We start from the raw sequence: 20,587 nt of genomic DNA on the forward strand, positions 1-20,587 counted from the left end.
GGACTCTTCCGACATGAAGGCCGTCGTGATGGCCGGTGGCGAAGGTACGCGTCTTCGCCCCATGACCTCGAGCATGCCCAAGCCGCTCCTGCCGGTGGCCAACCGGCCGATCATGGAGCACGTGCTGAGGCTGCTCAAGCGCCATGGGCTCAGCGAGACCGTGGTCACCGTGCAGTTCCTGGCGTCGCTCGTCAAGAACTACTTCGGGGATGGCGAAGAGCTCGGAATGGAGCTCACCTATGCCAACGAGGAGAAGCCACTCGGCACCGCCGGCAGTGTGAAGAACGCCGAGGAAGCCTTGAAGGATGACGCCTTCGTCGTCATTTCCGGCGATGCGCTCACCGACTTCGACCTCACCGATCTGATCCGCTTCCACAAGGAGAAGGGCGCACTCGTCACGGTGTGCCTCACCCGGGTGCCGAACCCACTGGAATTCGGCATCACGATCGTGGACGAGGAGGGCAAGGTCGAGCGCTTCCTCGAGAAGCCGACCTGGGGCCAGGTCTTCTCCGACACGGTCAACACCGGCATCTACGTCATGGAGCCCGAGGTCTTCGACTACGTGGACCCGGACGTCTCGGTGGACTGGTCCGGTGACGTGTTCCCGCAGCTCATGAAGGAAGGCCGGCCGATCTACGGCTACGTGGCCGAGGGCTACTGGGAGGACGTCGGCACGCACGAGAGCTACGTCAAGGCGCAGGCCGACGTGCTCGAGGGCAAGGTCGAGGTCGAGATGGACGGCTTCGAGATCTCGCCCGGGGTGTGGATCGCCGAAGGGGCCGAGGTCAGCCCGGACGCGGTGCTGCGCGGACCCCTGTACATCGGGGACTACGCCAAGATCGAGGCCGGGGTCGAGATCCGCGAGCACACGGTCATCGGGTCGAACGTCGTCGTCAAGAGCGGCGCCTTCCTGCACCGGGCCGTCGTCCACGACAACGTGTACATCGGGCCCCACAGCAATCTCCGCGGCTGTGTCATCGGCAAGAACACCGACATCATGCGGGCCGCGCGGATCGAGGACGGCGCCGTCATCGGGGACGAGTGCCTCGTCGGTGAGGAATCGATTGTCCAGGGCAACGTTCGGGTCTATCCGTTCAAGACGATCGAGGCCGGCGCCTTCGTCAACACGTCGGTCATCTGGGAGTCGCGCGGACAGGCGCATCTTTTCGGGGCCCGCGGGGTCTCCGGAATCCTGAACGTGGAGATCACCCCCGAGCTGGTGGTCCGGCTCGCCGGCGCCTATGCGACGACCTTGAAGAAGGGCGCGACGGTCACCACCGCGCGTGACCACTCCCGAGGCGCGAGAGCGCTCAAGCGGGCGGTGATCTCGGCGCTCCAGGCCAGCGCCATCAACGTACGCGACCTGGAGAACGTACCGCTGCCCGTGGCGCGCCAGCAGACCGCACGCGGCAGCGCGGGCGGGATCGTGCTGCGGACCTCGCCGGGTGTGCCGGACTCCGTCGACATCATGTTCCTGGACGAGCGCGGGGCGGACCTCTCGCTCCAGCAGCAGCGCAAGCTCGACCGGGTGTACGCGCGCCAGGAGTACCGGCGGGCGTTCCCCGGAGAGATCGGTGACCTGCAGTTCCCGGGCAGCGTCTTCGACGCCTACACCGGCTCGCTGCTGCGGAGGGTCGACACCACAGGGATCGCCGACGCCGGGCTCAAGGTGGTCGTGGACGCCTCCAACGGCAGCGCCGGGCTCGTGCTGCCCAGCCTGCTGGGCCGGCTCGGCGTGGACGCGCTGACGATCAATCCCGGGCTCGACGAATCCAGGCCGACGGAGACCGTCGAGTCCCGGCGGGCCGGGCTGGTGCGGCTCGGGGAGATCGTGGCCTCGGCACGTGCCGCCTTCGGCGTGCGCTTCGACCCGGTCGGAGAGCGGATCTCCCTGGTGGACGAGCGCGGGCGGATCATCGAGGACGACCGGGCCCTGCTGGTGATGCTCGACCTGGTGGCCGCGGCCAAGCGCAGCGGCAAGGTCGCGCTGCCGGTGACCACCACGCGCGTCGCCGAGCAGGTGGCCGCGTACCACGGCACGCAGGTGGAGTGGACGACGACCTCGCCCGACGACCTGACCCGGGTGGGCCGTGCGGAGAACACCATCTTCGGTGGGGACGGCCGCGGCGGGTTCATCGTTCCGGAGTTCAGCAGCGTCTTCGACGGGTCCGCGGCCTTCGTGCAGCTGCTTGGGCTGGTGGCTCGTACGCAGCTCACTCTCAGCCAGATAGACGCGAGGATTCCGCGGGCGCACGTGCTCAAGCGGGACGTGCCGACGCCGTGGGCGGTGAAGGGGCTCGTGATGCGCCGCGTCGTGGAGGCGGCGGGCGACCGGCAGGTGGACACCACCGACGGGGTGCGGGTCGTGGAGGCCGACGGGCGCTGGGCACTGGTCCTGCCGGACCCGGCCGAGGCGGTCACCCACCTGTGGGCCGAAGGTCCCGACGACGCTTCGGCGCAGGCCCTGCTCGACGAGTGGGCGGGCGTGGTGGACGGCGCCGGGCACTGAGTGCCGCGCGAGGACCAAAGTCCCGCGGGCCGGGCGGGGAGGGTTCCCCGCCCGGTCTCGCGGGACGGGCGCATTCGGTGTGTGCGCCGCCGACATGCGACGATGTGCGGCATGTCGCAGCCGCCCCACAACCGGAGTTCGGCGTCTCCTGCGCCCGCGCGCCCGGACGCCTCCATGTCGCTGCTGACGCACGTGATGGACCACAGTCTCGACGAGGGCTATGCGGAGTCCGCGGCCCGGCGTGAGGCGGAGGGTACGGCGGGCCTCCCGCGCACCCTCAAGGCCAAACTGGGGCTCGCCGCCGGACTCGTGCTCGCCGCCATGGTCGTCACGCTGGGTGCCGCAGAGGCGCGGATAGCCGCGCCGGTGCTGGCCAAGGAACGTCAGGAGCTGATCGACCGCGTGCAGCGGGCCGACGAGCGCGCGGACGGTCTGGAGCGGGACATCGAGCGGCTGCGGACCGATGTCGAGGACCGCCAGCGGGCCGCGCTCAAGCAGCCCGGCAGCGGCCAGGGCGAGCTCGTCGCGTTGCTGTCCGGTGCCACGGAGGTGCGCGGTCCCGGGATCAAGCTGGTCGTGGACGACGCGAAGGGCGCCTCGTCGGGCGGCGGCGGACCGCGTGAGAGCACCGGCTTCTCGGACACCGGCCGGCTCCGCGACCGCGATATGCAGAAGATCGTCAACGGGCTGTGGCAGTCCGGGGCGGAGGCCGTCTCCATCAACGGGCAGCGGCTGACGGCGCTGTCGGCGATCAGGGCCGCGGGTGACGCGATACTGGTCGACAACAGGCCGTTGGTGCCGCCGTACGAAGTGCTGGCGGTGGGGGACAAGAAGCGGCTCGGCACCGCGTTCCAGGACTCGGCGGACGGCCAGTACCTGCACGTGCTGCAGGAGAGCTACGGGATCCGCTACACCCTGTCCGCCGCGGACGAGGTGCGGTTGCCGGCCGCGTCGAGCCTGACCGTACGTACAGCTACAGCAGCAGAGCAGCAGAAGGGTGCATCGTGATCGCGGTACTGGGCCTCTTGGCCGGAGTGGTGGTCGGACTTCTGGTCCGGCCCGAAGTACCGGCCGTGGTGGAGCCTTATCTGCCGATCGCCGTGGTGGCGGCGCTGGACGCGGTGTTCGGGGGCTTGCGCGCCATGCTGGACGGCATCTTCGTGGACAAGGTCTTCGTGGTGTCGTTCCTGTCGAACGTGGTCGTGGCCGCGCTGATCGTCTTCCTCGGCGACAAGCTGGGAGTCGGCTCGCAGCTGTCCACGGGCGTGGTCGTGGTCCTCGGCATCCGTATCTTCTCCAATGCCGCGGCCATTCGCCGGCACGTGTTCCGGGCGTGAGGCCGATGAGTACGAACGACACTCCGCCGGAGCGGTCCGAGGGGCCGACGGGGCCCGAGGGTTCCGGGACTCCCGTTCCGCCCAGCGCGCCCGCGTCGCCCGATCCGGTGGCTCCGCCCGATCCGGTGGTTCCGCCCGAGGAGACGGGCCGGCAGAGGCTCGCGGCCGGGCTGTGGCCGCCGCGGGTGAGCCGGGCCCAGTTGATCGTCGCGCTGCTGCTGTTCGTCCTGGGCCTCGGGCTGGCCATCCAGGTGCGGTCGACCAGTGACTCCAGTGCGCTGCGCGGGGCCCGCCAGGAGGACCTCGTACGGATCCTCGACGAGCTGGACGGGCGGACCAAGCGCCTGGAGGACGAGAAGCAGCGGCTGGAGGATCAGCGCAAGGAGCTGGAGAGCAGCTCCAACCAGGCCGAGGAGGCCCGGAAGCAGACCGTGGAGAAGGAGCGCCAACTCGGCATCCTGGCCGGTACGGTGGCAGCCCAGGGGCCCGGTATCACGCTGAAGATCACCGATCCCAAGGGCCTGGTGCGGTCCGACCAGTTGCTGGACACGCTTCAGGAGCTGCGGGCGGCCGGGGCCGAGGCGATCCAGATCAACGGTGTGCGCGTGGTGGCGGGCTCGTACTTCTCGGACGAGAACGGCGGGGTCGGGATCGACGGTAAGAAGATCACACAGCCCTACGAGTTCAGGGTGATCGGCAAGCCGCAGGATCTTGAGCCCGCGCTCAACATCCCCGGCGGCGTCGTCCAGACACTGGAGAAGGAACAGGCCACCGTCGCCGTCACACGGTCGGCGAAGATCATTGTGGATGCCTTGCGTGCTGCGAAGCAGCCTGACTACGCTCGGTCGTCATCGTGAGGAAGCGGAGCGGAGTGTGGAGCGGCTCACGCGGGCGGATGCCTGCGGGGGGTCGGCGCACCGAAGTCGCGGTGCGTGGTGGAAACTGTCTGGTGGTTACGGACGTTGTGAGAATGTCCGGGTCGGCAGGTTGTGCATTCGGAGTTCGTCCTGCCCCACGGGCGGGTCTGTTTCGGTCAAGGGGAATCGCCCGTGAAGTTGTTTGAGAAGTTGTTCGGCAAGAAGAACCGCGAGGAAAGCGGTCCGGCACGTCACCGTGCCGGGCACGGCGACGTGGAAGGGCAGGGCGACCGGCCGCTCTTCCGCGACGAGGTCGCGGGCGGGGGTGACATTTCGGGCGGCCACGGCGCGTCGTCTGTTGACCCTGCTGGTACCGGACGCATAGGTTTCGGTGAACCATCAACCTCAAGTACGGGTGGAGGGTTTGCCCCCGATCCGTATGCCACCAATGCCTCCGCGGGGCAGCCGCGGCGCGAGGAGCCGTCCATGTCGGCCGAGCAGGTTTGCAGCAGGTGCGGACACCGCAGCGATGCGGCCAGCCGCTTCTGCTCCAACTGCGGCGCGCCGCTGCGGGCGGGTCTGACGCCGGAGCGTGCCTCGGAGACCACGTCCACCATCTCGATCTCGGGCCTCGAGGCCTACGAGGCCGAGGTGTCCGGACAAGCGCACGTGTCGTCCTCGCTGTCCCCCGAGGCCCAGGCCGCGGTGGAAGCGCTGCCTCCGGGTTCCGCCCTGCTCATCGTGCGGCGCGGTCCCAACTCCGGTAGCCGCTTCCTGCTGGACGGTGAGCTGACCACGGCGGGCCGGCACCCGCAGAGCGACATCTTCCTGGACGACGTCACCGTCTCCCGGCGCCATGTCGAATTCCGCAGGAGCCAGGAAGGCGGCTTCACCGTCGCCGACGTCGGCAGCCTCAACGGCACGTACGTGAACCGTGAGCCGATCGACTCCGTCGCCCTGCACAACGGCGACGAGGTGCAGATCGGCAAGTACCGGCTGGTCTTCTACGCGAGCCTGCGGGGCGTCTGACCTCCCCCAGACTCCGTCCGGGGGTGCCCCCACCAAGGGAAGGTCCCCATGCTGCGTACCCCGGCCGGCGGTGCCCCGAAGAACGGCACCGCCGGCACCGTCGGCCCGGCCGGGCGGCTGGTGAGCATCGGCACGGTGCTCACCACGCTGCGTGACGAGTTCCCCGAAGTCACGATCTCGAAGATCCGTTTCCTGGAGGCGGAGGGGCTCGTCGAGCCCCGGCGCACACCCTCCGGATACCGCAAGTTCAGCACCGAGGACGTGGAGCGCCTCGCGCGGATCCTGCGTCTGCAGCGCGATCACTACCTGCCGCTGAAGGTCATCCGCGAGCAGCTCGACGCGCTGGCCCGCGGAGAGCAGATCCGCATCCCGGCGCCCACGCCGCACGGGGAGTCGGTCGATCCCGAAGGGCCCGCGGCCGTCTACGGGGAGGTGGGCCGGGAGCGGCCCACCGTGGCCCGGGTGGGTCGTGCGGAGCTGATCGCGGCCGCCGGCGCGGACGAGGTCCAGCTCGTCGAGTGGGAGTCGTACGGGCTGCTCGCCGAGGCTCCGGGCGGCGGATTCGACGCCGAAGCGATCACGGTGGCCCGGCTCGTGGCCGATCTGGGGCGGTTCGGGCTTGAGCCTCGGCACCTGCGCGCGATGAAGGCCGCCGCGGACCGGGAGGCGGGCCTGGTGGAGCAGGTCGTGGCGCCCCTGAGGCGGCATCGCAATCCGCAGACCAGGGCGCATGCCGAAGCCACGATGAAGGAGCTCGCGGGGCTTTCCGTACGGCTCCACGAGGCCCTGGTGCAGACCGCCCTCGGGGTCCGGCTGCCGTGAGGGAAAGGGCCCCGACTACCCAAACCTGCCGGGCAGGTCCTAGGGTTACTGTGTGAACGAGCTCGACGTTGTGGGTGTCCGGGTGGAAATGCCCTCCAACCAACCGATCGTGCTCCTGCGTGAAGTGGGAGGCGACCGGTACCTCCCCATCTGGATCGGTCCTGGGGAGGCGACCGCCATTGCCTTTGCGCAGCAGGGAATGGCTCCTGCCCGACCGCTGACGCACGACCTGTTCAAGGACGTGCTGGAGGCGATCGGCGAGGAACTCACCGAGGTCCGGATCACGGATCTGCGGGAGGGTGTCTTCTATGCGGAGCTCGTCTTCGCCAGCGGGGTCGAGGTGAGCGCGCGGCCTTCCGACGCCATAGCGCTGGCCCTGCGGACGGGGACGCCGATCTACGGCAGTGACGGTGTGCTCGACGACGCCGGGATCGCGATTCCGGACGAGCAGGAGGACGAGGTGGAGAAGTTCCGCGAGTTCCTCGACCAGATCTCGCCAGAGGACTTCGGTACCGGCCCGCAGTGAGACGCCGGCCGAGTCGGCCGCGTCGTCCACCGGGAACGGTCAGCCCATTCGAGTAGCCTTTCCCCGCAAAGGGATACGGGAAACCACTCTCAGGGTGATTATCACTCGGCGTGCCGAGTGTGGCGATCGTTGACGCACCCCTGGTGACTGCCTACCTTCAAGGTGGCAGGTCAAGGACGGAGGGTCGGCGTGAGGATCACGGGCGACGGTACGACCGGGGGCATCCCCGCACGGAGTGACGGTGGACCGTACCCGCTGCACGGCAGTGCGGTCGGTTCCGCGCGCCGTCAGCCGGAGTCGACGCCGGTCGGACCGGTGGGCGGCGACCCGGCGCCCGAGCAGATCGGCTACCGCGGGCCGACGGCGTGTGCCGCGGCCGGCATCACGTACCGGCAGCTCGACTACTGGGCGCGGACGGGGCTGGTGGAGCCGAGCGTGCGCCCCGCCTACGGTTCGGGGACGCAGCGGCTGTACAGCTTCCGCGACGTCGTGGTCCTCAAGATCGTCAAGCGCTTCCTGGACACCGGGGTGGCGCTGCAGAACATCCGTACGGCCGTGCAGCACCTGCGCGACCGCGGGTTCTCGGACCTCGAGCGGATGACGCTGATGAGCGACGGCGCCACGGTGTACGAGTGCACCTCGCCGGACCAGGTCGTGAGCCTGCTCCAGGGCGGTCAGGGTGTCTTCGGCATTGCCGTGGGCGTGGTGTGGCGCGACGTGGAGAACGCGCTGTCGCAGCTGCACGGGGAGCGCGTGGACACCGGCGAGACCCTGCTCGGGCACAACCCCGCGGACGAACTGGCCGCCCGCCGCAACCGGGCCGGTTGAACCGGCCCCGGAAATGTCAGTCCCGTAAGGCAGCATCGGTCATGTGAGAGCCGCGCCGACCATCCTGCATCTGGACATGGATGCCTTCTACGCGTCCGTGGAGCAGGCGTCGAAGCCGAGCCTGCGCGGCAAGGCCGTCATCGTGGGCGGGCTCGGACCGCGCGGGGTCGTCGCCACCGCCTCGTACGAGGCCAGGCGCTTCGGGGTGCATTCGGCGATGCCGACGGCGCAGGCGCGGCGGCTCTGCCCGAACGGTGCCTACCTGATTCCCCGCTTCAGCCTCTACCGGCAGGTCAGCGACGTGGTGATGGCCCTGCTGCGGGAGCTGTCGCCGCTGGTGGAGCCGCTCAGCCTCGACGAGGCCTTCGTGGACCTGGAGGCGGGCGGGGTCGCCTTCGACTCGCAGACCGCCCAGGTCACCGGGGAGCGGCTGCGGGCGGACATCAGGGCCGCCACCGGGCTCAGCGGGTCGGTGGGGCTGGCCGGGTCGAAGATGCTGGCCAAGGTGGCCTCCGAAGAGGCCAAGCCGGCCGGGCTGCTGCTGATCGAGCCGGGGACCGAGCGGGAGCTCCTGGCGCCGATGTCGGTACGGACCCTGCCCGGGGTGGGGCCGGCCACCGGCGAGCACCTGCGCCGCGCCGGGATCACCACCGTGGGGGACCTGGCGGAGGCCGGGGAGGACGAGCTGGTGCGGATGCTCGGGCGCTCGCACGGGGTGGGGCTGTACCGGATGGCGCTGGGGATCGACGACCGGCCGGTGGTCGCGGAGCGGGACGCGAAGTCGGTGTCGGTGGAGGACACCTTCGACGTGGACCTGCACGACCGGGTGCGGATCAGGACCGAGGTGCAGCGGCTGGCGGACCGGTGCGTGCAGCGCTTGCGGGGGTCCGGGCACTCGGGGCGCACGATCGTGCTGAAGGTGCGCAGGTACGACTTCTCGACGCTGACGCGGTCCGAGACGCTGCGGGGGCCCACGGACGACCCCGCGGTCGTGCGCGAGGCGGCGGCGCGGCTGCTGGAGGGCGTGGACACCACGGGCGGGGTGCGGCTGCTGGGCGTGGGGGTGACCGGTCTGGCCGACTACACGCAGGAGGACCTGTTCGCCCAGTCGCTGGCCGCTGAGCCTCAGGAGGAGGCGGGGGAGGTCAGGGAGGCCGCTGAGCCTGACGGGGCCGCAGAGCCCGGTGGGGCCCCTGTCGCGGCTCTGGAGGGCCCGGCGGGTGCGGAGGTGCCCGGAGGGCCCGGGGTCGCTCCCGAGCGGCGGTGGACGGCCGGGAGCGACGTACGGCACGCGGTGTACGGGCCCGGGTGGGTGCAGGGCAGCGGGGTCGGGCGGGTGACCGTGCGGTTCGAGCAGCCCGGATCGGAGCCCGGCCGGGTGCGGACCTTCCGGGTGGACGACCCCGAGCTGGAGCCGACCGATCCGCTGCCGTTGGTGGGGGAGGAGCCGCCGGCCGGGACGCCCTAGCCCTCGTCGCCCGCCAGGTGGCCGAAGTCGTGGTGGAAGTCCGTCGGCAGGGTCACGTCGAGGCCGTAGTGGTGGTAGAGCTGCAGCTCCTGTTCGGGGGAGAGGTGGCGGCCGACCCCGAAGTCCGGGGCGTCTTTGATCAGGGAGCGGTCGAAGGGCACCCGCAGGGTGTCGCCGACCATCTCGCTCGGCTCCAGCGGGACGAAGGCGTCCCGGCTGAACAGGCCCGTCCGGACGGCCGCCCATTCCGGGACTCCCGTGGCATCGTCGAGGTAGACCTCGTCGATGGTGCCGATCTTGGTGCCGTTGCGGTCGAACGCCTTGCGGCCGATCAGGCTGCGCGGATCGATGTCGGTCTGCACGGTCCCTCCAAATGGTCGCAACTCCTCCGTAATGACTACAGAAGTGCATTTCGGGAGCTGAGGCCACTCGGGGAGGAGCCAGATCCTCGCTGGTAGGCTGGGTGATGGCTGTCGACCCTGTGCGGGAGAGTCCTCCGAGTGATCTTGACGGAGGCGCCGAAGGAGCAAATCCTCCCCGGAATCTCTCAGGCATACGTACCGCACGGACGAGGCCACTCTGGAAAGCAGGGGCGGGTACCGGGCGCGCAGTGCCGGTTCCCCTCCTCACCGACGGTGAAAGCCGGACCTCGCGGGTGATCCCCGTGCGGCCCGGTGAAACTCTCAGGTTGAGATGACAGAGGGGGAGGCCGTCCGGGTGCCCGCGCCGTGGTGCCCCTCGCAGGTCATACGACCAGGAGGCCTCCGTCATGACCGCCAACCGCATTCCGCTCTCCCAGCTGGAGCGAGGCATCCCCTTCGAGCAGCGCCACATCGGCCCGGATGCCGAGGCGCAGGCGAAGATGCTCGCCCAGGTGGGCTACGGCTCCCTGGACGAACTGACCGCCGCCGCGGTGCCGGATGTCATCAAGACCACCGAAGCGCTGAACCTGCCCGAGGCGCTGACCGAGGCCGAGGTGCTGGCCGAGCTGCGCTCGCTCGCCGACCGCAACCAGGTCCTCTCCTCGATGATCGGGCTCGGCTACTACGGGACCTTCACGCCGCCGGTGATCCTGCGCAACGTGATGGAGAACCCGGCCTGGTACACGGCGTACACGCCGTACCAGCCCGAGATCTCGCAGGGCCGCCTCGAGGCGCTGCTGAACTTCCAGACCGTCGTCGCCGACCTCACCGGGCTGCCGACCTCCGGTGCCTCGCTGCTCGACGAGGGCACCGCGGCCGCCGAGGCCATGTCCCTCGCGCGCCGGGTGGGCAAGGTCAAGGACGGCGTCTTCCTGATCGACGCGGACGCGCTGCCGCAGACCATCGCCGTGATCGAGACCCGCGCCGAGCCCACGGGCGTCGAGGTCGTCGTCGCGGACCTCTCGAACGGCATCCCGGCCGAGATCGCCGAGCGCGGTGTCTTCGGCGTGCTGCTCCAGTACCCGGGCGCCTCCGGTGCCGTACGGGAGATCAAGCCGCTGATCGACCAGGCGCACGAGCTCGGCGCGATCGTCACCGTCTCGGCCGACCTGCTCGCGCTGACCCTGCTGACCTCCCCGGGCGAGCTGGGCGCGGACATCGCCGTCGGCACCACGCAGCGCTTCGGCGTCCCGATGGGCTTCGGCGGACCGCACGCCGGTTACATGGCCGTCCAGGCCAAGCACGCCCGCTCGCTGCCGGGCCGCCTCGTCGGCGTCTCCGTGGACGCGGACGGCAACAAGGCGTACCGCCTGGCGCTGCAGACCCGCGAGCAGCACATCCGCCGCGAGAAGGCCACCAGCAACATCTGCACCGCGCAGGTGCTGCTGGCCGTCATGGCCGCCATGTACGCCGTCTACCACGGCCCGGACGGCCTGCGGACGATCGCCCGCCGCACCCACCGCTACGCCGCTCTGCTCGCCGCGGGCCTGAAGGCCGGCGGGGTCGAGATCGTGCACGGCGCCTACTTCGACACGATCACGGCCCGCGTCCCGGGCCGCGCGGCCGAGGTCGCCGCCGCCGCCCGCGAGGGCGGGGTCAACCTGTACCAGGCCGACGCCGACCTCGTCTCCGTCGCCTGCGACGAGACCACCCTGCGCGCGGACGTCGAGGCCGTCTGGGCCGCCTTCGGTGTCACCGCCGACATCGAGGCGCTCGACGAGACCGCGGCCGACACCCTGCCCGAGGGCCTGCTGCGCTCGGACGACTACCTGACGCACCCGGTCTTCCACCAGCACCGCTCCGAGACCGCGATGCTGCGCTACCTGCGCAAGCTCTCGGACAAGGACTACGCGCTGGACCGCGGCATGATCCCGCTGGGCTCCTGCACCATGAAGCTCAACGCGACCACCGAGATGGAGCCGGTGACCTGGCCCGAGTTCGGCCAGCTGCACCCGTTCGCCCCGGTCGAGCAGGCCGAGGGGTACCTCACGCTCATCACCGAGCTGGAGGAACGTCTCTGCGAGGTCACCGGTTACGACAAGGTCTCCATCCAGCCCAACGCCGGGTCCCAGGGTGAGCTGGCCGGGCTGCTCGCCGTACGCGCCTACCACCGCGCGAACGGCGACGAGCAGCGCACCATCTGCCTCATCCCGTCCTCCGCGCACGGCACCAACGCCGCCAGCGCCGTGATGGCCGGCATGAAGGTCGTCGTCGTCAAGACCGCCGACGACGGCGAGGTGGACGCGGCGGACCTGCGCGCCAAGATCGAGCAGTACCGCGACGAGCTCGCCGTGCTGATGATCACCTACCCCTCCACGCACGGTGTGTTCGAGGAGCACGTCGCCGACATCTGCGCCCAGGTGCACGAGGCCGGCGGCCAGGTCTACGTGGACGGCGCCAACCTCAACGCCCTGGTGGGCCTGGCCAAGCCGGGTCACTTCGGCGGCGACGTCTCGCACCTGAACCTGCACAAGACCTTCTGCATCCCGCACGGCGGCGGCGGCCCGGGCGTCGGCCCGGTCGGTGTCCGGGCGCACCTGGCCCCGTACCTGCCCAACCACCCGCTCCAGCCGACCGCCGGTCCCGAGACGGGCGTCGGCCCGATCTCGGCCGCCCCGTGGGGTTCGGCCGGCATCCTGCCGATCTCCTGGTCGTACGTGCGCCTCATGGGCGGCGAGGGCCTCAAGCGCGCCACCCAGGTGGCCGTGCTCGGCGCCAACTACATCGCCAAGCGCCTGGAGCCGCACTACCCGGTGCTCTACACCGGCCCGGGCAACCTGGTCGCGCACGAGTGCATCATCGACCTGCGTCCGCTGTCGAAGGCGACCGGCGTGAGCGTGGACGACATCGCCAAGCGTCTGATCGACTACGGCTTCCACGCGCCGACCATGTCCTTCCCGGTGGCCGGCACGCTGATGATCGAGCCGACGGAGTCCGAGGACCTCGCCGAGATCGACCGTTTCTGCGACGCGATGATCGCCATCCGCGCCGAGATCGAGCGGGTCGCGGCCGGCGAGTGGCCGGTGGACGACAACCCGCTGGCCAACTCCCCGCACACCGCGGCGGCGCTGGGCGGCGAGTGGAACCACCCGTACACCCGTGACGAGGCCGTCTTCCCGGGCGGGGTCACGGCCGCTGAGAAGTACTGGCCGCCGGTGCGCCGCATCGACGGCGCCTTCGGCGACCGGAACCTGGTGTGCTCCTGCCCGCCGCTGGACGAGTACGACAACTGAGCATGGACAAGGGGCCGGTCCGGGGAGTCATCCCGGGCCGGCCCCTTCGTCGTTGCCGCGGTCGGTGTGCCGCTCGCGTCTAGGCAGCCTTCATCACCTGGGCCGCTGCGAGCGGGCGGTGCGGGGCGATGATCTGGCCGTCAGGCAGCAGCTCACCGGTGTCCTCGAAGAGCAGGACGCCGTTGCACAGCAGGCTCCAGCCCTGTTCCGGGTGGTTGGCCACCGGAAGCGCGGCCTCCCGGTCGGCGGATTCGGCTGACGGGCAGGCTGGCTGGTGCTGGCACATGGATGGGTTCTTTCGCTGCGGTGTGGTCTGCGTGCTACGGCGCGATGCGTCGTTCATGGCCGTCCCCCTGGGTCATCCCCGCACCCGCGGGGAGCGTGTCCTCAGTCTTCCCCCACGACAGCCGCTTCGCAGGTATTTCCCGCAGCTGTCCTCATAGATTGATGACGCATCACTCGTGCGGGCGGTTCAGGCCAACTCCCCTGTCATTTTGGATGGTTCGCCAGTGGCCCGAGCGGGCTAGGCCGAATGGGCAACTCGGGTCACCGGCCAGGTCAGGCCGCAGGGGCGGCCAGCGAGGGCGGGACCGGCGCCGTCGCGGGGGTCAGCCGGTGGGTCAGCACGGGCAGCAGCTCGGAGACCGGATGCGGCCGGTACGCGGCGATGCCGGGCGGGGCCGGGGCCAGCGGCACCAGCAGGTCCTCGCCGGCGGGCAGGCCGGCGGAGGCGTCGGCGCCCACCGCCCCGTGCAGCCACAGGGTCAGCATGTACAGCTCCGGTACGGACAGCAGCCGCGGCTGGTACGCCTTGCCGAGGGACTCGGCCTGGCGCAGGGCACGTTCGGTGGCCGCGACGTACGGTCCCTCGAAGAAGTGGGAGAAGGCCCAGCCGTCCGGTGTGAGCCGGGTGTCGGCGGCCGCGACGTAGCGGTCCCCGCCGCGGATGAGGAACCGCCAGCCGGTGAGGCGGGTGCGGGGCGGCCTGCCGCCGGACGCCAGGTCCGAGATGTTCAGCCGGTCGAGTACGTGGACCGGGAGGGGGAGTTCGGCGGTCACCGGCCCCTGGAGCGCGCGCAGGGCGGGAGTGTGTGCCTCGTGGACGGCGGTGGGGGAACCGAGAGCCGCGAGGACGCTGCGCAGGGCGGGCGCGGGGGCCGGAGGGACATGCAGCGGCATGGTGGGTCGCCTCTCACTTGGGAGACCGGTGGAACGGGGGCAGGTGCGGACGGCGCTGTCGCATTCTGGGGCCAGAGGGGGGCTGAGGGGCAATGGCCGCGCGCCAACTCTCTGCCTCGTTTGCGGAGTTTATACGACATGTGTTCACGCAGTGTTTCGGCTAGCTGTCCCGCCTATTGCGGACAAGGCGCTTACCGGTCCCGCTGACATGGCATTCATGCCGGATGTGCGCGAACATGTCGCGCTGACCTCGGAGGTTACCGGAAAGGGGCTCGGCTGGAAAGCGTCGGTTATCCGGAACAGGCAAAGTCGACGCGGAATTTGCATCCACCGACTTGCCAGGTGAATGTGCCAAAACGCCTGTCGGCCAAACCGGCGCACGCTCCTCGCCACGCACGCCCCCGCCGCGTTATAGATCAAGCTGCCGGGGCATCATCGACCGTACATGCGCGCCTGGGTGCATCGGGCCAGGCCCACTCGAGGAGGGACGCTCGATGGGGGAGAAGGTCGTGGCAGGCGGATTCGACCTGTCCGATCGGCAGCGGTATCGAAGGAAGCTTCACGAGTGCCTGGAGGGACTGGAGCGACTTCTGGCGGAGAAGAGGTTCGATCGCCCCAAGAACATGATGGGACTGGAGATCGAGCTGAATCTCGCGGGTGCCGACGGCTTGCCGAGAATGGTGAATGCCCAGGTACTGGAGCGGATTGCGAGTCCCGATTTCCAGACCGAACTCGGAATGTTCAACCTGGAGGTGAACGTCCTTCCGCACCGCCTCGGCGGCCGGGTATTCGATCAGCTCGCCGAGGAACTCAGCGCGGGTCTCGGTTACGCCCACCGGCAGGCCGCGGAGATCGACGCCGGGGTGGTGATGATCGGCATTCTGCCGACGATCACCCGTGAGGACCTGGTCACCGCCAACCTCTCGGCGGTCGACCGCTACTCGCTGCTCAACGAGCAGATCCTGATGATGCGCGGCGAGGACTTCACGCTCGACATCGACGGCGTCGAACGGCTGGTCTGGAACACCGGGTCGATCGTGCCGGAGGCCGCGTGCACCTCCGTACAGCTGCACCTCCAGGTGACCCCGGCGCGGTTCGCGGACGTGTGGAACGCGGCCCAGGCGGTGGTCGCCGCACAGATAGCCGTGGGCGCGAACTCGCCGTTCCTGTTCGGGCGCGAGCTGTGGCGGGAGTCGCGGCCGCCGTTGTTCACCCAGGCCACCGACACCCGGCCGCCCGAGCTCCAGGCTCAGGGGGTGCGGCCGCGTACCTGGTTCGGGGAGCGCTGGGTGGACTCGGCGTACGAGCTCTTCGCGGAGAACGTCCGCTACTTCCCCGCCCTGCTGCCGATCTGCGACGAGGAGGAGCCGCTGCGGGTGCTCGCCGAGGGCGGGGTGCCCGGGCTCCAGGAGCTGGTCCTGCACAACGGCACCGTCTACCGGTGGAACCGGCCCGTGTACGGGGTCGCCGACGGGGTGCCGCACCTGCGGGTGGAGAACCGGGTGCTGCCGGCCGGGCCCACGGTCGCCGACGTCGTCGCCAACGCCGCCTTCTACTACGGACTCGTACGCACCCTCGCCGACGAGCCGCGCCCGGTGTGGACCCGGCTGCCCTTCGCCGAGGCGGAGGCCAACTTCGACGCCGCCTGCCGGTACGGGATCGACGCGCGGCTGCGCTGGCCGCGCCGGGGGCGGGCCGGGGGGCTGGCCAGTGTGCCCGCCGTCAGGCTGGTCCTGGACGAGCTGCTGCCGATGGCGGCGGCCGGCCTGGACGCGTGGGGCATCGAGCCCGCGGACCGGGACCGCTACCTCGGCATCATCGAGGAGCGCTGCCGGCGGCGGGTGAACGGGGCGACCTGGCAGGTGGACACCTACCACCGGGCGCTCGCGTCGGGGCTGGACCGCGACGAGGCGCTCGCGGCGACCACGCGGCGCTACAGCGAGCTGATGCACAAGGGCGACCCCGTGCACACCTGGCCCGTGGGGCCGGGGGAGGAGGTGGTGCCGGCCGGCGGCTGATCCCCTGGCAGCCCCCCGGCCGCCCGGCGGCCCCCCGAGGAGGCAGTATGGGGTGGTCGCGACGGGTCGTCGCAGTGGGCTGGCAGGACGGGAGTCGGGCGTGCGTGCGGAGCCGGAGCCGGTGGTCGTGGAGCTGGGCGAAGACGCGTCGCGGCGGCGTGTGCTGCGCACCGAGACCCTGCTCGTCCTGGCGCTGTCGCTGGGCGCGAGCGGGTTCTCGGCGCTGATCAGCTTCATCGGCTCGCTCACCAAGCCGGGCGGGCTCAAGGACCAGGCCGCCACGCTCAACGGCTCGTACGCGCCCGGCCGGCCCTGGCTGGACCTGGCCTGGCAGCTGTTCGGCATCGCGACCGCCCTGGTCCCCGTCCTGCTGGTGGCGCACCTGCTGACCCGCGAGGGGGCGCCGGGGCTGCGGGTGCTGGGCTTCGACCGCACCCGGCCCGTGTGGGACCTGGGCCGGGGCGCTCTCGTCGCGGCCGGGATCGGGAGCGCGGGGCTGCTCTTCTACCTGGGGGCGCGGGCCACCGGATTCAACCTCACGGTGGTGCCGGAGGCCCTGCCCGACGTGTGGTGGAAGTTCCCCGTGCTGATCCTCTCCGCGGTGCAGAACTCCGTGGTGGAGGAGATCATCGTGCTGGCCTATCTGCTGCGGCGGCTGGGCCAGCTCGGCTGGTCGCCGATGGCCGCGCTGCTGGCCAGCTCGCTGCTGCGCGGCTCGTACCACCTCTACCAGGGCATCGGCGGCTTCATCGGCAACGTGGTGATGGGCGTCGTCTTCGTGCTGGCCTACCGCCGCTGGGGCCGGGTGGGGCCGCTCGTCGTCGCGCACGCGCTGCTCGACATCGTGGCCTTCGGCGGGTACGCGCTGCTCGCGGGCAAGGTGGGCTGGCTGCCGACGCCGTAGCCGGCCCGGTTCAGGGGGCGGTGAGGAGTTCCCCGTCCAGGACGGTGACCGCGTGGCCGGTCAGCAGGGTGCGCTCGCCCGCCAGGGTCACCCGTACGAGTCCCCGGCGCGCGCCGCCCTGGAGGCCGGTCAGTTCGCTGCGGCCCAGGCGCTCGGCCCAGAACGGGGCGAGCGCGGTGTGGGCGCTGCCGGTGACCGGGTCCTCGTCGATCCCGAAGGCCGGGAAGAAGCCGCGGGAGACGAAGTCGTACCCGCGAGAGGGATCCTCGGCGGGCGCGGTGACGATCACCCCGCGCTTGGCGAAGGCCCGCAGGGCGGCGTGGTCCGGCTGCAGTTCCCGGACGGTCCGCTCGTCGGCGAGCTCGATCAGCAGGTCCCCGATGTGGGCGGCGGTGTCGTGCACGGACAGGATCGGGGCGCCGCCCAGCGCGTGGTCCACGGCGGTCGGAGCCGGGACCGGGGTGAGCGAGGACGTCGGGAAATCCAGGGTGATGGCCCCGTCCGGGGCGGTTTCGGCCGTGAGGATGCCGCAGCGGGCGGTGAAGCGGATCAGCCCGTCGGCGAGGCCGGTCGAGGCGAGGACGTGCGCCGTGGCGAGGGTCGCGTGCCCGCACATGTCGACCTCGGCGGCCGGGGTGAACCAGCGCAGGGCCCAGTCGGCGTCCGAGCCGGGCGGCAGGGGGTGGGCGAAGGCGGTCTCGGAGAGGTTCACCTCGGAGGCGACCTGCTGGAGCCAGGCGTCCGGGGGGAACGCGGCGTCGAGGAGCAGGACTCCGGCGGGGTTCCCGTGGAACGGACGGTCGGTGAAGGCGTCGACGATTCGGATGCGCATGAACCGACGGTAGGGCGATTTCTTGATCATCGACAAAGGCCAATCGGGGGTGACTGGCCTGGTGCAGGGCTGTTCGCTGTAAAAGTTTCCGATATATCGTTGACGCATCGCGATGGGTCATCGATAGTGGAGGCATCGGACAACCGATACGAAACGACGAACTGACGAAATGACGAAAGGAGCGCAGTCATGCGTTCACACGGACAGCACGGACACGAGCACGGGCATGACCACGGCCGGGGCCACGGTCACTGCGGGCCCGATCGTCGGGAGGAGTTCCAGGGGCGGCGCGCCGCCTTCGGCCCGTTCGGACCGCCCTTCGGCGGCGGCCACTTCGGTGGGCGCGGCGGACGCGGTGGACCGCGGGGCCGGGCCCGGCGCGGTGACGTACGCGCCTCGATCCTGGCGCTGCTCGCCGACCGGCCGATGCACGGCTACGAGATGATCCAGGAGATCGGCGAGCGCAGCGGCGGGACCTGGAAGCCCAGCCCCGGCTCGGTGTACCCGACCCTGCAGCTGCTCGAGGACGAGGGGCTCATCACCAGCGAGAGCGAGGGCGGCAAGAAGCTGTTCACGCTCACCGAGGCCGGCCGCACCGAAGCCGAGTCGGGCCCCGACGCCCCCTGGGCGGATGCGGGGCGCGGCGTCGACTTCGAGGCCATGCATGAGATCCGTACGGCCGGCATCGGCCTGTGGGAGGCCTTCGGGCAGGTCTTCAAGACCGGTACCCCCGAGCAGCGGGAAAAGGCCGTCGCGGTCATCAACGACGCCCGCAAGAAGCTCTACCTGATCCTGGCCGACGAGCACTGACCGGTCGGCCCGGACGATCGCAGCGGCGCGCCCCGCGAATGACTCGCGGGGCGCGCCGTCGTGCGTACGGAAGCGTTCGGAAGCGGTCGGGAGGTCAGGCGACCAGGCCGGCCAGCTTGCGCAGCGATTCGTTCAGCGCGGCGGTGGCCGAGTCCTTGAGCTTGCCCGCCATGAGGGAGACCGCCGCTCCGGTGAACTCGCCGTCGATGCGCACTGTCGTGGCCCCGCCGTCCGCTACCAGGGTGTAGCGGGTGAGGACGGCCACGCCCATCGGGCCCTTGCCGGTGATGGCGAAGACGCGCTCGTCCTCCAGCTCCGAGACGGTCCAGACGACCTCGGCCGGGAAGCCCATCATCTTCATGTTCTCGGCGAAGGTGGAGCCGACCGCCAGGGTCTCCGGGCCACCCTTCGGGAAATTGGTGTGGGTCATGCTCCACTGGCCGTACGCGTCCCAGTCCGTCAGCTGGGACCAGAGCTTCGCGGCGGACGCCTCGATGCGTGATTCCGCGGTGACTTCGGCCATGCGACCACCCCTTCTCGTCGGGTACGTGCGGCGGAACGTAGCCCCGGTGGGCGGAACATTCAATACTGACGACCTGTCAGATATTGGAGGGGCGGGTGGCCGTGGTGTCATCTGCGTCTCAACAGGTGTCACGTCCGTGACGCTCCTGACGGGCCCTGCCATGATGGCCCGATGCAAGCGTCAGGGAAAAACGCCGGACTGGGCCTCGCCCTCGTCTCGGCGCTCGCGTTCGGTGGTTCCGGAGTGGCGGCGAAGCCGCTGATCGAGGCGGGTCTGGACCCCCTCCACATGGTCTGGCTCAGGGTGGCCGGGGCAGCGCTCGTGCTGTCGCCGCTGGCCTGGCGCCACCGTGACCTCATCGTGCGCAGGCCTGCGCTGCTCGCGGGCTTCGGACTGGTCGCCGTCGCCGGTGTCCAGGCCTTCTACTTCGCCTCGCTGTCCCGGATTCCGGTCGGCGTGGCCCTGCTGCTGGAGTACCTCGGCCCGGCGCTGCTGCTCGGCTACATCCGCTTCGTGCAGCGCAAGCCCGTGACGCGGGGCGCCGCCGCCGGAGCGGCCGTGGCCGTCGTGGGCCTGGCCTGCGTGGTGGAGATCTGGGCCGGGCTGCGGCTCGACCTGCTCGGCGTGCTGTTCGGCCTCTGCGCGGCCCTGTGCCAGGCCTTCTACTTCGTCTTCGCCGACCAGGGTGCGGACGGGGACGACGCCCCCGACCCGCTCGGGGTGATCGCGTACGGCATGCTCGTCGGTGCCCTGGTGATGACGGTGATCGCCCGGCCGTGGGAGATCGACTGGCAGGTCCTGGGCGGGGAGGCCGCCGTGGGCGGCACGATGGTCCCCGCGCCGGTGCTGCTCGGCTGGGTGGTACTGATCGCCACCGTCTTCGCGTACCTGACCGGCGTGGTCTCCGTACGCAGGCTCTCACCGCAGGTCGCGGGCGTGGTGGCCTTCCTGGAGGCGGTAGTCGCCACCGTGCTGGCCTGGATCCTGCTCGGCGAGCACCTCTCCACCTGGCAGATCGTCGGCGGCGGGCTGGTGCTGGGCGGCGCGTTCATCGCGCAGTCCTCCCGGCCGGCCCCGCCGGCCGTCCCGCCGACCGCCCCGTCCACCGCCCCGGTCGCGGGCGATCCGGCCGTGGTGGACCGCGAGACCGCGAAGGCCTAGGGTGGCGATCATGCCTTCGACCGTGCTTCCGCCTCCCGCCTCCGCCTAGCGCGGGCGGCACTTCCTCCAGCGAGACCCCCTGCCCGGGGAGTTCCCGGGCCGGTGCGCGCTGCCCGCGAAGCGATGACC

Annotated in this window: 19 protein-coding genes and 1 riboswitch; of the genes, 14 read left to right on the top strand and 5 right to left on the bottom strand. The window is 70.7% G+C overall.

The window, feature by feature from the left end:
* Positions 1-13: 13 nt before the first annotated feature.
* From OHA89_RS30535 to OHA89_RS30575, 9 genes are all read left to right on the top strand, one after another.
* Positions 14-2,509, top strand: coding sequence for a mannose-1-phosphate guanyltransferase (locus OHA89_RS30535; protein ID WP_266610922.1), 2,496 nt, complete (start codon positions 14-16; stop codon positions 2,507-2,509).
* A 102-nt stretch (positions 2,510-2,611) separates the two neighbouring features.
* Positions 2,612-3,517, top strand: coding sequence for a DUF881 domain-containing protein (locus OHA89_RS30540; protein WP_266612517.1), 906 nt, complete (start codon positions 2,612-2,614; stop codon positions 3,515-3,517).
* Positions 3,514-3,846 carry a small basic family protein gene (locus tag OHA89_RS30545; RefSeq protein ID WP_007262894.1) on the top strand — a complete coding sequence of 111 codons (333 nt, stop codon included), beginning with the start codon at positions 3,514-3,516 and terminating at the stop codon, positions 3,844-3,846. Before OHA89_RS30540 ends, OHA89_RS30545 begins: the two co-directional genes overlap by 4 nt.
* Before the next feature lie 5 nt (positions 3,847-3,851).
* Entirely contained in the window at positions 3,852-4,703 is an 852-nt protein-coding gene (locus OHA89_RS30550) for a DUF881 domain-containing protein (protein ID WP_406367551.1), read from the top strand.
* A 486-nt stretch (positions 4,704-5,189) separates the two neighbouring features.
* On the top strand, positions 5,190-5,732 hold the full coding sequence (locus OHA89_RS30555) for an FHA domain-containing protein (RefSeq protein WP_285444627.1): 543 nt from the start codon (positions 5,190-5,192) through the stop codon (positions 5,730-5,732).
* Between the two features lie 48 nt (positions 5,733-5,780).
* A complete protein-coding gene (locus OHA89_RS30560) occupies positions 5,781-6,554 on the top strand; it encodes a MerR family transcriptional regulator (RefSeq protein WP_266610925.1) in 774 nt (257 codons plus the stop codon).
* 52 nt (positions 6,555-6,606) lie between these two features.
* Positions 6,607-7,080: a bifunctional nuclease family protein gene (locus tag OHA89_RS30565; RefSeq protein WP_030009777.1), complete on the top strand. Its 474-nt coding sequence runs from the start codon at positions 6,607-6,609 to the stop codon at positions 7,078-7,080.
* A 189-nt stretch (positions 7,081-7,269) separates the two neighbouring features.
* Positions 7,270-7,908 (top strand): MerR family transcriptional regulator, encoded by a 639-nt coding sequence (locus tag OHA89_RS30570; RefSeq protein ID WP_215149695.1) that lies wholly within the window; start codon positions 7,270-7,272, stop codon positions 7,906-7,908.
* A 43-nt stretch (positions 7,909-7,951) separates the two neighbouring features.
* The gene (locus OHA89_RS30575) at positions 7,952-9,376 is read left to right on the top strand and encodes a DNA polymerase IV (RefSeq protein WP_266610927.1); all 1,425 of its coding nucleotides are present in this window, start codon (positions 7,952-7,954) and stop codon (positions 9,374-9,376) included.
* Here OHA89_RS30575 and OHA89_RS30580 read toward each other — a convergent pair.
* On the bottom strand, positions 9,373-9,738 hold the full coding sequence (locus tag OHA89_RS30580) for a PRC-barrel domain-containing protein (protein ID WP_215149697.1): 366 nt from the start codon (positions 9,736-9,738) through the stop codon (positions 9,373-9,375). The genes OHA89_RS30575 and OHA89_RS30580 overlap by 4 nt on opposite strands.
* Positions 9,739-9,850: 112 nt before the next feature.
* Positions 9,851-9,949: riboswitch (glycine riboswitch) on the top strand.
* 196 nt (positions 9,950-10,145) lie between these two features.
* Here OHA89_RS30580 and gcvP point away from each other — a divergent pair.
* Positions 10,146-13,031, top strand: a complete 2,886-nt coding sequence (gene gcvP, locus OHA89_RS30585; protein ID WP_406367553.1) for an aminomethyl-transferring glycine dehydrogenase — start codon at positions 10,146-10,148, stop codon at positions 13,029-13,031.
* A 79-nt stretch (positions 13,032-13,110) separates the two neighbouring features.
* Here gcvP and OHA89_RS30590 read toward each other — a convergent pair whose 3' ends face one another.
* Together OHA89_RS30590 and OHA89_RS30595 are read right to left on the bottom strand one after the other, a co-directional pair.
* Positions 13,111-13,317, bottom strand: a complete 207-nt coding sequence (locus OHA89_RS30590) for a DUF5999 family protein (protein WP_285444628.1) — start codon at positions 13,315-13,317, stop codon at positions 13,111-13,113.
* 272 nt (positions 13,318-13,589) lie between these two features.
* Entirely contained in the window at positions 13,590-14,210 is a 621-nt protein-coding gene (locus tag OHA89_RS30595) for a hypothetical protein (protein WP_257557391.1), read from the bottom strand.
* Positions 14,211-14,704: 494 nt separating this feature from the next.
* Between OHA89_RS30595 and OHA89_RS30600 the strand changes: the two genes are divergently transcribed.
* A complete protein-coding gene (locus OHA89_RS30600; RefSeq protein ID WP_266610931.1) occupies positions 14,705-16,228 on the top strand; it encodes a glutamate-cysteine ligase family protein in 1,524 nt (507 codons plus the stop codon).
* A 100-nt stretch (positions 16,229-16,328) separates the two neighbouring features.
* Complete coding sequence (locus OHA89_RS30605; RefSeq protein WP_215149702.1) at positions 16,329-17,132, top strand: CPBP family intramembrane glutamic endopeptidase; 804 nt, start codon at positions 16,329-16,331, stop codon at positions 17,130-17,132.
* 10 nt (positions 17,133-17,142) lie between these two features.
* On the opposite strand, the gene OHA89_RS30610 is transcribed toward OHA89_RS30605, so the two are convergent.
* A complete protein-coding gene (locus tag OHA89_RS30610) occupies positions 17,143-17,964 on the bottom strand; it encodes a PhzF family phenazine biosynthesis protein (protein ID WP_406367554.1) in 822 nt (273 codons plus the stop codon).
* Positions 17,965-18,153: 189 nt separating this feature from the next.
* Between OHA89_RS30610 and OHA89_RS30615 the strand changes: the two genes are divergently transcribed.
* Positions 18,154-18,774: a PadR family transcriptional regulator gene (locus OHA89_RS30615; RefSeq protein WP_257557406.1), complete on the top strand. Its 621-nt coding sequence runs from the start codon at positions 18,154-18,156 to the stop codon at positions 18,772-18,774.
* Between the two features lie 94 nt (positions 18,775-18,868).
* On the opposite strand, the gene OHA89_RS30620 is transcribed toward OHA89_RS30615, so the two are convergent.
* Complete coding sequence (locus OHA89_RS30620) at positions 18,869-19,297, bottom strand: SRPBCC family protein (RefSeq protein WP_406367556.1); 429 nt, start codon at positions 19,295-19,297, stop codon at positions 18,869-18,871.
* A 171-nt stretch (positions 19,298-19,468) separates the two neighbouring features.
* Here OHA89_RS30620 and OHA89_RS30625 point away from each other — a divergent pair, with 171 nt between their 5' ends.
* On the top strand, positions 19,469-20,458 hold the full coding sequence (locus OHA89_RS30625) for an EamA family transporter (protein ID WP_406367557.1): 990 nt from the start codon (positions 19,469-19,471) through the stop codon (positions 20,456-20,458).
* Positions 20,459-20,587 lie beyond the last annotated feature (129 nt).

This window comes from Streptomyces sp. NBC_01546, assembly GCF_045208355.1.
Classification (GTDB): Bacteria; Actinomycetota; Actinomycetes; order Streptomycetales; family Streptomycetaceae; genus Streptomyces.